The following is a 12,776-nucleotide window of genomic DNA, read 5'->3' on the forward strand; positions in this document are numbered from 1 at the left end:
GTAGCCGCGAATCGCTTGTTATGTGTGCACCGCACAATGGATGTGCGCGAAAAATCCGGCAGCCTCCCCAACGATGGGTGAGGCGCCTTTATCGAAACAGCAAAGCCGCTGTCGGCCCTTCATCGGGGGGCCGATCGCGGCTTTTTTCATTTTTGCGCTTGGGGGAAAACATGGCCGACGACATCGAAGACCGTAGGGACGCCGCCACGATGATGGCGCGCCGCTCTTTCCTGAAGACTGGCGCCGCCGCCGCCGCCGGCATGGCCGCTGCCGGATTGTCCGGCCCGGTGCTGGGTGCCGCACCCGGCAAGCCCGAAGTGACCGGCGCGAAGCTCGGCTTCATCGCCCTTACCGACGCATCCCCGTTGATCATCGCCAAGGAACTCGGCCTGTTCGCCAAATATGGCATGCCCGATGTGGTGGTGGCCAAGCAGGCGAGCTGGGCCGGAACGCGTGACAATCTGGTGCTCGGCGCGGCCGGCGGCGGGATCGACGGCGCGCACATCCTGTCGCCGATGCCCTATCTGCTGACCCTCGGCACGATTGGCAAGGCCACCCCGATGAGCCTGCTCGCCCGGCTGAACGTCAACGGCCAGGCGATCTCGGTCGAGAAGCAATATCTCGCCGCGCGGGCCGACATCAACGCGGCGCGCATGAAGCCGCTGATCGCGCAGCGCAAGGCCGCCGGCCGCAAGATCACCATGGCCATGACCTTCCCCGGCGGCACCCACGACCTCTGGATCCGCTACTGGCTCGCGGCGCAGGGCATCAACCCCGAGAGCGATGTCGAGCTGATCACCATTCCGCCGCCCCAGATGGTCGCCAACATGCGCGCCAAGACGATGGAGGCGTTCTGCGTCGGCGAGCCGTGGAACGACCAGCTCGTGGCGCAGGGGCTTGGCTATACCGCGGTATCGACCGGCCAGCTCTGGATGAACCACCCGGAAAAGGCGTTCGCGATGCGCTCGGACTGGGTGGCKGCTCACCCCAATGCCGCGATTGCCCTGACCGCGGCGATCATCGAGGCGCAGCGCTGGTGCGACGTCCCCGCCAATAACGCCAAGCTGGCCGAGATCGTCGGCGGGCGCGATTGGCTCAAGGTGCCGGTCACCGACATCCAGGATCGCCTGCTGGGCAATTTCACGATGGGTGATGGCCGCGTGTTCAAGAACGCGCCGTTCAAGATGAAGTTCTGGGCGTCAAACGCCTCCTTCCCTTATAAGAGCCACGATCTCTGGTTCCTCACCGAGGACCAGCGCTGGGGCAAGCTGCCAGCGGATCTCAACACCAAGGCGGTGATCGCGAAGGTCAACCGCGCCGACATCTGGCGCAAGGCCGCGGTGTTGGCGAAGGTGCCGGCCGCACAGATCCCCAAGTCCGACAGCCGCGGCGTCGAGCGCTTCTTCGACGGCAAGGTCTTCGATCCCGCCAACCCGGCTGCCTATCTGGCCAGCCTTAAGATCAAGAAGGCCTGATCGGCCGCAAAGGAGCCTAGCGCATGTCGTCTCCTGTCCGCCTCGTCACCCCTTCGTCGGGCGCCTCCGAAAACGGCGTTGCCCGCACGGAGGCGGAGATCATCCCCTATCCGGGAGCAAGCCCCGCCGTGGCAGACGCAAGGAAGCGCCTCGATGTCGCGCCGCTGCTCGACAAGCTGCGCGGCATCGTCCTCACCATCCTGCCGACGCTGCTGATGCTCGTCGCGCTGCTGATGGTGTGGGAGATCGCCTGCAGCGGCGAGGGCGCCACGCTGCCGAGTCCGTCCAAGGTGTGGACCGGAAGCCACGACGTCATCATGCATCCGCTCAAGGGCATCGAGCTGGACGGCTTCGGCTTCAAGATCCAGGATGGCGGCGACGTCGGTATCGCCGGGCATATCCTGACCAGCCTCGGGCGCGTCGGCATCGGCTTCAGCCTGTCGGCGACCTTCGGCATCGCACTCGGCATCCTGATCGGCCAGAGCAAGTTCGCCTATCGCGCGCTCGATCCACTGTTTCAGATATTGCGCACCGTTCCGCCGCTCGCCTGGCTGCCGATCAGCCTCGCCATCTTCCAGCAGGCGCAACCCTCGGCGATCTTCCTGATCTTCATCACGGCGATCTGGCCGGTGATCCTGAACACCGCCGCCGGTGTGCAGAACATCCCGGCCACCTACCGCAATGTCGGCCGGGTGCTGTCGCTCAACCCCTTCGAATATTTCACCAAGATCATGCTGCCGGCCACCGTGCCGCACATGTTCACCGGCCTGCGCATCGGCGTCGGCATGAGCTGGCTGGCGATCGTCGCGGCCGAGATGGTCCAGGGCGGCACCGGCATCGGCTTCTTCATCTGGGACAGCTACAACAGCTCGCTGCTTACCGACACGATCGTCGCGCTCGTCTGGATTGGCCTGATCGGCTTCGCGCTCGATCGAATCGTCGGCTGGATCGGCCGCCGCATCGCTCGCGCAGCCTGAAGGAGGACATGGCATGAAGCATCGCAGCTATCTCGCGCTCGAGGGCATCGGGGTCACCTTTCCTACGCCCAAGGGCCCCTTCACAGCGCTTCGCGACATCGACCTGTCGATCGAGAAGGGCGAGTTCGTCGCATTGATCGGCCACTCCGGCTGCGGCAAGTCGACGCTGCTCAACATCATCGCCGGACTGACCCGGCCGAGTCGCGGCGTCATCTTCCTCGACGGCGACGTGATCGACCAGCCGGGGCCCGACCGCGCGGTGATCTTCCAGGATCATTCGCTGCTGCCCTGGCTGACGGTGGAGGAAAATGTCCGCCTTGCCGTCGACAAGGTGATGGCGGGCAAGCCGCGCGCCGAGCGGCGCGACTGGGTGATGCACAATCTCGACCTGGTCCAGATGGCGCATGCCGCCGCCAAGCGCCCGGGCGAGCTTTCGGGCGGCATGAAGCAGCGCGTCGGCATCGCCCGCGCCATTGCGATGAGCCCGCGCGTGCTGCTGATGGACGAGCCGTTCGGCGCGCTCGATGCGCTGACGCGCGCCAGCCTTCAGGATGCGGTCATGGCCATCCAGGCCAAGCTCAACAACACCGTGGTGATGATCACCCACGACGTCGACGAAGCCGTGCTGCTTGCCGACCGGGTGGTGATGATGACCAACGGCCCGGCCGCAACCATCGGCGAAGACCTGTCCGTCACGCTGACCCGGCCGCGCAACCGGATCGCGATGGCCGACACGCCCGACTATAACCATGCCCGGCAGGAGATCCTGCAGTTCCTGCACCAGCGCTATTCCAATCCAGCCGACAAGGCAGCCTGAATTGGCCGGGTAACAGCCCGGCCGGGGAGAGGATGCCTTCACCGGCATCGAACCAGATTACGATCTTATATGGGGGAAAGATCATGCGATTCCTGACATGCTGCCTGCTGTCTTCAGCAGCTCTGCTTCCGGCCGCCGCGCAGGCCGTCACGCTCAAGCCGATCATCGATACACGGCTCCGCTACGAGAATGTCGACCAGACCGGGTTCGGCAACAAGGCCGATGCGCTGACCGCACGCGCCCGGCTCGGCGTCGAAGCCGTCCAAGGCCCGTTCTCCTTCCTGGTCGAGGCCGAAGGGACGCTGGCGCTGGACGAGAAATATTCCAGCGGAGTCAACCGGAAGACGGCGCTCCCGGCCGCGATCGGCTATCCCGTCGTCGGCGATCCCGAGAATGTCGAACTCAACCGCATCCAGGTGCAATATAAGGGCCTGCCCGGCACCGTCGCCACCGCCGGCCGCCAGCGCATCAATCTCGACGACCAGCGCTTTGTCGGCGCGGCCGGCTGGCGCCAGAACGAACAGACTTTCGACGCGGTTCGCATCGAATGGAGCAAGGTCAAGAATCTCAAGGTGGATCTGACCTATAGCTGGTCCAATCGCACCATATGGGGCATCGACGGCGGCCGCCATGCCTACTCGCTCGGCCGGCCCCAGGCGATCAGCGGCGACAATGTCTTCGCCAACGTCTCGTACAAGACGCCCTATGGCAGCCTGACCGGCTTCTATTACCGGGTCGACGAGGACAAGCCGGTCGTGGCGCTTCTCCGCAACAGCTCGGGCACGTTCGGCGCCCGCTTCTCGGGCAGCCGGCCGCTGACGAAGTCCGTCAAATGGACCTACACGCTGAGCTACGCGCATCAGCAGGATATCGGCACCAGCCCGATCGACTATTCGGCGGATTATTTCCTGGCGGAAGGCTCGCTCGATGTCGCCGCGTTCAAGCTCGGCGCCGGCGTCGAGCAGCTCGGCGCCGACCGCAACGTCACCACCAAGGCGACCGGCCTTCGCTTTCCCGGCGGCTTCGCCTTCCAGACGCCGTTCGCGACGCTCCACAAATTCCAGGGCTGGGCTGACAAGTTCCTCACCACCCCGGCGCAGGGCATCACCGATTATTATGCCTCTGCGGGCTATGGCTGGAAGAAGGTCGGTGTATTTGACGTGATCTCGGCGACGGCCGTCTACCATCGCTTCGACAGCGACGTCGCCAGCATCCATTATGGCGACGAGATCGATCTCCAGCTCCAGGCGAAGATGAAGAAATACACCTTCACCGCCAAATATGCCGATTATCAGCGCCAGGGCATCGCCAGCTTCGCCGGCGATGCCGACACCAAGAAGATCTGGCTGCAGGTCGAATGGGCCCTGTAGAGGCTAACTGACAGCCCTCCCGTCATGCTGGCTTGTTTCAGCATTTAATCGTCCCTCGGGGCGGCACCTGGGTTCAGGTGGATACTGAAACAAGTTCAGCATGGCGATGTGGGGAGGGGCGCCTGAAAGTCATTTACCGACGGGGTTGTGACGGACGAGGTTGATCCACCACTTGCAAATGCTGCACCGCGCAAAAATCCTCTTGCCATTGCGCGGCATCCGTGGGAATTCATGCATCGAGGCAAGGACGCCTCGAATCCATAAAATGGGCCGATCCGACGCAGGAAAGGTCCACCGCCAAGGCCGCAAGGCCACGGCTCAGGCAATGACGCCGCCCGAACCGATCGATTCGATCGTGCTTCGAGGCGGCTTTTTTCATGTCTGCGCCAATTCGGATGAAACTGGCTTGAGTTGAGGTTGAGCAATGAACAAGGGTTTCTGGGCAGCGGGCCACCGGCCGACACTGATCGCCGCCTTTCTCTATTTCGACATCGCCTTCATGGTGTGGGTGTTGCTCGGCCCCTTGGCCCCGAGCATCGCGACTGACCTGGGCCTGAGCCCTGCCCAGAAAGGCTTCATGGTCGCGGTTCCGACGCTGGCCGGCGCGATCCTGCGCCTGGTCAATGGCGTGCTGGTCGACCGGATCGGCCCGAAAATGACCGGCGCGATCGGCCAGGTGGTCGTGATGACAGGGTTGCTCACGGCCTGGCTGCTTGGGGTCCATAGCTTCGGCGGCACGATTGCTGTCGGCGTGATCCTCGGCTTTGCCGGTGCGAGCTTCGCGGTGGCGCTGCCGCTCGCCAGCCGCTGGTATCCCGCCGAGCATCAGGGCACTGCGCTCGGCATCGCCGGCATGGGCAATAGCGGCACCGTCCTGGCAGCACTGTTCGCGCCGACGCTAGCCAAGCTGTTCGGCTGGAACAGCGTGCTCGGCCTCGCGGTGATCCCGCTCGCGATCGTGTTCGTGGTGTACATGATCTACGCCAGGAACGCGCCCAACCCGCCCGCTGCCAAGCCCGTCACCGCCTATCTCGAGCCGCTCAAGAAGGCCGATGCGTGGTGGTTCATGCTATTCTACGGGGTCAGCTTCGGCGGGTTCGTCGGCCTCAGCTCGTCGCTGTCGATCTACTTCACCGACCAGTTCGCCCTGACCCCGGTCATCGCCGGCTACTGCACTGCCGCCTGCGTGTTCGCCGGCTCGCTGATCCGTCCGTTCGGTGGCGCCGTGGCCGATCGCATCGGCGGCACCAAGGCGCTGAGCATCGCCTATCTGCTCGCCGCGATCACCCTCAGCGCGATCAGCACCGGCCCATCGACGGTCGCACTGGCGCTCGGCCTGTTCCTGGTGGCGATGCTGGCGCTCGGCTTCGGCAACGGCGCGGTGTTCCAGCTCGTGCCGCAGCGCTTCAAGGAGGAGATCGGCGTGATGACCGGTCTGGTCGGTTTCGCGGGCGGCGTCGGCGGCTTCTACCTGGCCTCGTCGCTGGGCCTCGCCAAGCAGCTCACCGGCAGCCCGCAGCTCGGCTTCCTGATCTTCGCGGGACTGGCGATGATCGCCCTCGGCGGGATCAGCCTGGTCAAGGGCCGCTGGCGCTCGACCTGGCCGACCGCACTGGCCGGCGCGCGTATCTGATGCGCGCCGCCGCCCTCCTCTTCGCTATCGCAAATTGAAGGAAGCGCGATGCTGTCCCCCACTCCCCGCGAACATCTGATCGTCATCGGCAACGGCATGGCCGGTTGCCGGGCGGTCGAGGAGATCCTCGAGCGCGATGCCAGCCGCTACTCGATCACCATCTTCGGGGCCGAGCCCTATGTGAACTATAACCGCATCATGCTCTCGCCGGTGCTGGCCGGCGAGAAGAGCTTCGACGACATCGTCATCAACGGGCCCGAATGGTATCGCGACAACGCCATCGAGCTGATCAGCGGCGATCCGGTGATCGCGATCGACCGGGCCGCGCGCACCGTCACCTCCCAGGGAGGCCGCACCGTCGGCTATGACAAGCTGCTGATCGCAACAGGCTCCGATCCGTTCATCATCCCGGTGCCGGGCAAGGACCTGCCCGGCGTGATCAGCTTCCGCGACATGAAGGACGTCGATCATATGCTCGCGGCGGCCGACGGCGGCGGCGATGCGGTGGTGATCGGCGGCGGCCTGCTGGGCCTCGAAGCCGCCCATGGGCTGACGCTGCGCGGCATGAAGGTCACCGTCATCCACCTGATGCCGACGCTGATGGAGCGCCAGCTCGACGAGGCGGCCGGCTGGCTGCTCAAGACCGAGCTCGAACGCCGCGGCCAGACGATCCTGATCGGCGCCGACACCGCCGCGATCGTCGGCGACGGCAAGGTCGAAGGCGTGCAGCTCAAGGACGGCCGGACGATCCCCGCCAGCCTGGTGGTGATGGCGGTCGGCATCCGCCCCTCGGTCGCGCTGGCCCGCGAGGCCGGCCTGGCGATCGGGCGCGGCATCCAGGTCGACGATCATATGGTGACCAGCGATCCCGCGATCCTGGCGGTCGGCGAATGCGTCGAGCATGACGGCATGGTTTATGGCCTCGTGGCGCCGCTGTGGGAGATGTGCCGCGCGCTGGCCGACGGGCTGGTCCAGCAGCCGAGCGGCTATCGCGGTTCGGTCACGTCGACCAAGCTCAAGGTGTCCGGCATCGATGTCTTCTCGGCGGGCGATTTCGCCGGCGGCGAGGGCGCCGAGGACATCGTGCTGCGCGATGCCTCACGCGGCGTGTACAAGCGCGTCGTGGTCCGCGACGATCGCATCGTCGGCGCCGTGCTCTATGGCGACACCGCCGATGGCGGCTGGTATTTCGATCTGCTGCGGAAGAACGAGGACATCGCGTCGATCCGTGACGTGCTGATCTTCGGCCAAGCCTTCGCCTCCGGAGGGGGGCAGACGGACCCTAAGGCTGCCGTTGCAGCGCTCTCGGACGATGCCGAGATCTGTGGCTGCAACGGCGTCTCCAAGGGCAAGGTCGTCGCGTCGATCGCGGCCGGCGCCTGCACGCTCGACGCGGTGCGCGCGACCTGCAAGGCATCGGCGTCGTGCGGCTCCTGCACCGGGCTGGTCGAACAGATCCTCGCCGTCACGCTGGGCGACGACTATCATGGCGAGCGCACGGCGAAGACGATCTGCAAGTGCAGCAGCTTCACCCATGACGACGTTCGCCGCGAGATCGTCGCGCAGGATATGAAGTCGATCCCCGAGGTGATGCAGAAGCTCAGCTGGTCGACGCCCGACGGCTGCTCCTCCTGCCGCCCGGCGCTCAATTATTATCTGCTGTGCGCGCACCCCGGCGACTATGTCGACGACCAGCAGAGTCGCTTCGTCAACGAACGCCTCCATGCCAACATCCAGAAGGACGGCACCTATTCGGTGGTGCCGCGGATGTGGGGCGGCCTGACCAACCCGCGCGAGCTGCGCGCGATCGCCGACGTCGTCGAGAAGTACGACGCGCCCATGGTCAAGGTGACCGGCGGCCAGCGGCTCGACATCTTCGGCATCAAGAAGGAGGACCTGCCCGCGGTCTGGGCCGATCTCAATGCCGCGGGGATGGTTTCTGGCCATGCCTATGGCAAGGCGCTGCGCACCGTGAAGACCTGCGTCGGATCCGAATGGTGCCGCTTCGGAACCCAGGATTCGACCGGGCTCGGCGTCCAGCTCGAGCAGATGAGCTGGGGCTCGTGGATGCCGCACAAGTTCAAGATCGCGGTGTCGGGCTGCCCGCGCAACTGCGCCGAAGCGACGATCAAGGATTTCGGCGTGATCTGCGTCGACTCGGGCTACGAGCTGCATGTCGGCGGCAATGGCGGGATCAAGCTGCGCGGCACCGATCTGCTCTGCAAGGTTGCGACCGAGCAGCAGGCGATGGATTATTGCGCGGCCTTCATCCAGCTCTACCGCGAGGAAGCCTGGTATCTCGAGCGCACCGCGCCCTGGATCGAGCGGGTCGGCATCGACTATGTCCGCCAGCGCATCGCCGAGGACGAGGTCGGCCGCGAGGCGCTGACCAGCCGCTTCCTCTATTCGCAGAACTTCTCGCAGGACGACCCCTGGGCCGCGCGCGCCGCGGGCGCCCAGCGCGAGCAGCATGCACATCTGGGCGAATTCCGCCCGCTCGCACTCGAAGCCGCGGAGTAAGCGCGATGATTGGAGACTGGATCGATGTCGGCGCGATCGGGGAGATCCCCGTCCGCGGCGCCCGCACGATAAAGATGGGCGCCAACGGCGCGGGGGGCGAGGAAATCGCCATCTTCCGCACCAGCGCAAACCGGGTCTATGCCCTCGTCAACCGCTGTCCGCACAAACATGGCCCGCTCAGCCAGGGGATCGTCCATGGCGATGCGGTCGCCTGCCCGCTGCACAATTGGCGGATATCGCTGTCGACCGGCGAGGCGCTCGGCGAGGACAAGGGCTGCGTGCCGACCATCCCGGTGCGGATCGACGCGGGGCGGGTGCTGATCTCGCGGCTCGCAATGCTGGCGAACGCGGCCGCCGCATGAACGAAGCGGCGCCCGTCAAGACGACCTGCGCCTATTGCGGCGTGGGATGCGGCGTCGTCGCCGCCCCGGTCGAGGGGCGCACCGTCCAGATCACCGGCGATCCCGATCATCCTGCCAATCGCGGCAGGCTGTGCTCGAAGGGCACCCAGCTCGGCGAGACGGTCGGGCTGGAGGGGCGGCTGCTGACTCCCATGATCGGCGACCGCCGCGCCAGCTGGGACAAGGCGCTGGACCTCGTCGCCCGCCGCTTCCGCGACACCATCGCCAGACATGGTCCCGACAGCGTCGCCTTCTACGTTTCCGGCCAGTTGCTGACCGAAGACTATTACGTCGCCAACAAGCTGATGAAGGGATTCATCGGATCGGCGAATATCGACACCAATTCGCGACTGTGCATGTCGAGCGCCGTCGCCGGCCATGTCCGCGCCTTCGGCGAGGATGTGGTCCCGGCCAGCTATGAAGATCTGGATGAAGCGGACCTGATCGTGCTGGTCGGCTCCAACACCGCCTGGTGCCATCCGATCGTCTATCAGCGCATCCAGGCGGCCCGCGCGGCGCGCGGCACCAAGCTGGTCGTGATTGATCCGCGCCGCACCGAAAGCTGCGAGGACGCCGATCTCCACCTTGCCCTGCGCCCCGGCAGCGATGTGGCGTTGATGAACGGCCTGCTCGCCTATTGCCGCCGCGAGGGCCTGATCGACGAGGCCTATCTGGAAGCGAGCGTCGCCACGCCCGACGGCTTCTGGGACAATATCGCGCATGACAATGACCTGTGGTCGGTCGCCAAGACCTGCGATGTCGCACCCGAGCGGCTGCTGCGCTTCTTCGAACTGTTTGCAGCCCATCCGCGCACCGTCACGATGTTCAGCCAAGGCATCAACCAGGCGCTGCGCGGTACCGATCAGGTCAACGCGATCGTCAATCTCCACCTCGCCACCGGGCGGATCGGCAAGCCGGGCGCGGCACCCTTCTCGATCACCGGCCAGCCCAATGCGATGGGCGGCCGGGAGGTGGGCGGCCTCGCCTCGACGCTGGCCGCGCACATGGACTTCGCGCCCGCCAATGTCGCTCGGGTCGGCCGCTTCTGGGCGGCACCGAACATGGCTGCCAAGCCAGGTCTCAAGGCGGTCGAGATGTTCCGCGCCGTCGGCGAGGGCCGGATCAAGGCAATCTGGGTGATGGGCACCAATCCCGCGGTGAGCATGCCCGACGCCGGCCGGGTCCGCGAGGCGCTCGCGGCCTGTCCCTTCGTGGTCGTCTCGGACGTGATCGCCGACACCGACACCACCCGGTTCGCCCATGTCCGCCTGCCTGCCGCGGGCTGGGGCGAGAAGGATGGCACGGTCACGAACAGCGAGCGCGTCATCAGCCGCCAGCGGCAGTTCCTGCCCTTCGCGGGCGAAGCGCGCCCCGACTGGTGGATCATGAGCCAGATCGCCCACCGGATGGGCTGGGCGAGCGCGTTCAGCTACGACCGGCCCGCGGATATCTACCGCGAGCATGCGCGGCTCACCAGCTACGGCAATGAGGGTGCGCGGGTGCTGGACCTGCGCCATCATGCCGTGATCGGCAATCCCGGCTATGATGCGATGGAGCCCTATCGCTGGGGCGGGACGCCCTTCGTCGATGGCCGCTTCCCGAGCATCGATGGCAAGGCGCGGCTGGTGCCCACCGTCCAGGCGTCGCTGGCCGATCCGCTGCGCGACTGGCCGCTGACGCTCAACACCGGCCGCTATCGCGACCACTGGCACACGATGACCCGCACCGGCCTGTCGCCCCGGTTGGCGCGCCACCGCGAGGAACCCCTCGTCGACATCAACCCCGAGGATTGCGACCGGCTCGGCCTGGCCGACGGGGATATCGCGCGGGTGTCGACGCCACAGGGCGCGAGCCTGTTCCGCGTGCGGTCCACCGAGGACCAGCGCCGCGGCGACATCTTCACCCCGATCCACTGGACCGATCGCCAGTCGACCGGCGGCCGCACCGGCCTGTTGCCGCGCCCGTTGACCGATCCGCATTCGGGACAGCCCGGCTTCAAGTCGACGCCGGCGCAAGTCGAGAAGGTCGCAATCGAGTGGCGCGGCTTCCTGATCGTGCGCGGCGGCGCGAAGACGCCGCCCCCCAGCCTTTGGGCGACGCGGATCACCGTGCCCGGCGGCGCGCTCTACGAGCTCGCCGGCATCGGAGCCTATGAGGCGCTCGAGGCGAGCCTGCCCGCCGGTGCCCGGATCGAGGCGGCCGATGCCGCGCTGGGATCGCGCCGGATCGCGGTGCTGAACGAAGGACGTTTGTCGGCGGTGCTGTTCGTCACCCGGGCCGGCCAGCTGCCGAGCCGCGACTGGCTGGTCGCGCAGCTCGACGCGCCGGACGTGGCTCCCACCCTGCTCGCCGGCCGGGCGCCCGGGGCGCAGCCGGATCGTGGCGCGCTGATCTGTTCCTGCTTCGATGTCGGGCTCAAGACGATCATCGCGGCGATCAGCCAGCAGCAGCTCGCCGATGTCGCCGCGATCGGCAAGGCGCTCGGCGCCGGCACCAATTGCGGTTCCTGCCGCCCCGCCCTGGCCCGCATTCTTGCCGATATCTCGCCTGCTCCGGAGACCATCTTTGCAGCGGAATGACCCGATGACGCCCGGAATCGAACCGGGAAGCGTCTGGCTGGTCGGGGCCGGCCCCGGCGATCCCGATCTGCTGACCCGCAAGGCCGAGCGGCTGATCGGCGCCGCCGACATCATCTTCTACGATGCGCTGGTGGGACCCGGCATCCTCGATCTGGCACGACCGGGCACCCAGATGGTCAGCGTCGGCAAGCGTTCGGGACGACATAGCAAGGATCAGGGCTCGATCAACGACCTGCTCCTCGCCGCGGCGCGTGAAGGCCGCCGCGTCGTCCGGCTGAAGGGCGGCGATCCGTCGATCTTCGGCCGCTCGACCGAGGAGATCGACCATCTCACCGCGCATGGCATCGCCGTGCATGTCTGCCCCGGCATCACCGCCGCCAGCGCGGCCGCGGCCAGCGGAATGGCGTCGCTCACGCTGCGCGGGCTTGCCCGCCGCCTGACCTTCGTCACCGCGCATGCGCGCGCCGGCGAGGCGATCGATCTCGACTGGCCGGCGCTCGCCGCGGCCGACACGACGCTCGCCGTCTATATGGGCCGCGCCGCCGCGCCGCAGATCATGCGCAACCTTATCGACGCCGGCCGCGCAGCCGACACCCCGGTAATGATCGCGGTGAATATCTCGCTGCCCGGCGAGCGGCTGATCCGCGGCAAGCTGTCGGCGCTGCCATTTCTTACCTCGACGATCAGCGACGACGATCCGACGCTGCTGATCATCGGCGAAGCGGTGCGGCGGGAGCTGCCTGCCGCGGCGCAAGCGGCGGATGGGCGGCGCTTTGTCGACGACGGGGGCGAGGCGGCGCCTCTCCGCGCGTAAAGGTAGAGAGGCCTGGCCTCCTGCCGGAGGCGAAGCGGCCTGCGCGGAGTTATCCGAGCGGGCTGAGATTATGTTGGTTTGTTTATTTGGTTGCGGGGACAGGATTTGAACCTGTGACCTTCAGGTTATGAGCCTGACGAGCTACCGGGCTGCTCCACCCCGCGACACTGAGAGCGGCCTTGGGGTTGTG

The 12,776-nt window shown here is 66.5% G+C and carries 10 protein-coding genes and 1 tRNA gene; 10 read left to right on the plus strand and 1 reads right to left on the minus strand.

Features of this window, described 5'->3' with window-relative positions; genetic code table 11:
- Positions 1 to 170 precede the first annotated feature (170 nt).
- The 10 genes from AC1DQK_RS18795 (at position 171) to cobA (ending at position 12,586) form a co-directional block, all read left to right on the plus strand.
- Complete coding sequence (locus AC1DQK_RS18795; RefSeq protein ID WP_477873334.1) at positions 171 to 1,475, plus strand: CmpA/NrtA family ABC transporter substrate-binding protein; 1,305 nt, start codon at positions 171 to 173, stop codon at positions 1,473 to 1,475.
- A gap of 23 nt (positions 1,476 to 1,498) precedes the next feature.
- A complete protein-coding gene (gene ntrB / locus AC1DQK_RS18800) occupies positions 1,499 to 2,452 on the plus strand; it encodes a nitrate ABC transporter permease (RefSeq protein WP_477873336.1) in 954 nt (317 codons plus the stop codon).
- Positions 2,453 to 2,465: 13 nt separating this feature from the next.
- Complete coding sequence (locus AC1DQK_RS18805) at positions 2,466 to 3,269, plus strand: ABC transporter ATP-binding protein (RefSeq protein ID WP_477873338.1); 804 nt, start codon at positions 2,466 to 2,468, stop codon at positions 3,267 to 3,269.
- 83 nt (positions 3,270 to 3,352) lie between these two features.
- Positions 3,353 to 4,639 (plus strand): alginate export family protein, encoded by a 1,287-nt coding sequence (locus AC1DQK_RS18810; protein ID WP_477873340.1) that lies wholly within the window; start codon positions 3,353 to 3,355, stop codon positions 4,637 to 4,639.
- A 178-nt stretch (positions 4,640 to 4,817) separates the two neighbouring features.
- Positions 4,818 to 5,054 (plus strand): hypothetical protein, encoded by a 237-nt coding sequence (locus tag AC1DQK_RS18815; protein WP_477873342.1) that lies wholly within the window; start codon positions 4,818 to 4,820, stop codon positions 5,052 to 5,054.
- Between the two features lie 9 nt (positions 5,055 to 5,063).
- The gene (locus AC1DQK_RS18820; RefSeq protein WP_477873344.1) at positions 5,064 to 6,272 is read left to right on the plus strand and encodes a nitrate/nitrite transporter; all 1,209 of its coding nucleotides are present in this window, start codon (positions 5,064 to 5,066) and stop codon (positions 6,270 to 6,272) included.
- Between the two features lie 48 nt (positions 6,273 to 6,320).
- The gene (nirB, locus tag AC1DQK_RS18825; protein ID WP_477873346.1) at positions 6,321 to 8,792 is read left to right on the plus strand and encodes a nitrite reductase large subunit NirB; all 2,472 of its coding nucleotides are present in this window, start codon (positions 6,321 to 6,323) and stop codon (positions 8,790 to 8,792) included.
- Positions 8,793 to 8,797: 5 nt separating this feature from the next.
- Positions 8,798 to 9,154 carry a nitrite reductase small subunit NirD gene (nirD, locus tag AC1DQK_RS18830; protein WP_477873348.1) on the plus strand — a complete coding sequence of 119 codons (357 nt, stop codon included), beginning with the start codon at positions 8,798 to 8,800 and terminating at the stop codon, positions 9,152 to 9,154.
- Positions 9,151 to 11,772, plus strand: coding sequence for a molybdopterin-dependent oxidoreductase (locus AC1DQK_RS18835; RefSeq protein ID WP_477873350.1), 2,622 nt, complete (start codon positions 9,151 to 9,153; stop codon positions 11,770 to 11,772). The genes nirD and AC1DQK_RS18835 overlap by 4 nt, the downstream gene beginning before the upstream one ends.
- A 4-nt stretch (positions 11,773 to 11,776) precedes the next feature.
- Positions 11,777 to 12,586, plus strand: a complete 810-nt coding sequence (gene cobA, locus AC1DQK_RS18840; RefSeq protein WP_477873352.1) for a uroporphyrinogen-III C-methyltransferase — start codon at positions 11,777 to 11,779, stop codon at positions 12,584 to 12,586.
- 87 nt (positions 12,587 to 12,673) lie between these two features.
- On the opposite strand, the gene AC1DQK_RS18845 is transcribed toward cobA, so the two are convergent.
- A tRNA-Met gene (locus tag AC1DQK_RS18845) sits at positions 12,674 to 12,750 on the minus strand.
- Positions 12,751 to 12,776 lie beyond the last annotated feature (26 nt).

The organism is Rhizorhabdus sp. P4_G5, from assembly GCF_056401065.1.

Excerpts from the sequence above, each read along its gene's own strand:
- ntrB (WP_477873336.1), top strand. The coding sequence starts at position 1,499 with ATGTCGTCTCCTGTCCGCCTCGTCACCCCTTCGTCGGGCGCCTCCGAA.
- AC1DQK_RS18805 (WP_477873338.1), top strand. The coding sequence starts at position 2,466 with ATGAAGCATCGCAGCTATCTCGCGCTCGAGGGCATCGGGGTCACCTTT.
- AC1DQK_RS18810 (WP_477873340.1), top strand. The coding sequence starts at position 3,353 with ATGCGATTCCTGACATGCTGCCTGCTGTCTTCAGCAGCTCTGCTTCCG.
- AC1DQK_RS18815 (WP_477873342.1), top strand. The coding sequence starts at position 4,818 with ATGCTGCACCGCGCAAAAATCCTCTTGCCATTGCGCGGCATCCGTGGG.
- AC1DQK_RS18820 (WP_477873344.1), top strand. The coding sequence starts at position 5,064 with ATGAACAAGGGTTTCTGGGCAGCGGGCCACCGGCCGACACTGATCGCC.
- nirB (WP_477873346.1), top strand. The coding sequence starts at position 6,321 with ATGCTGTCCCCCACTCCCCGCGAACATCTGATCGTCATCGGCAACGGC.
- nirD (WP_477873348.1), top strand. The coding sequence starts at position 8,798 with ATGATTGGAGACTGGATCGATGTCGGCGCGATCGGGGAGATCCCCGTC.
- AC1DQK_RS18835 (WP_477873350.1), top strand. The coding sequence starts at position 9,151 with ATGAACGAAGCGGCGCCCGTCAAGACGACCTGCGCCTATTGCGGCGTG.
- cobA (WP_477873352.1), top strand. The coding sequence starts at position 11,777 with ATGACGCCCGGAATCGAACCGGGAAGCGTCTGGCTGGTCGGGGCCGGC.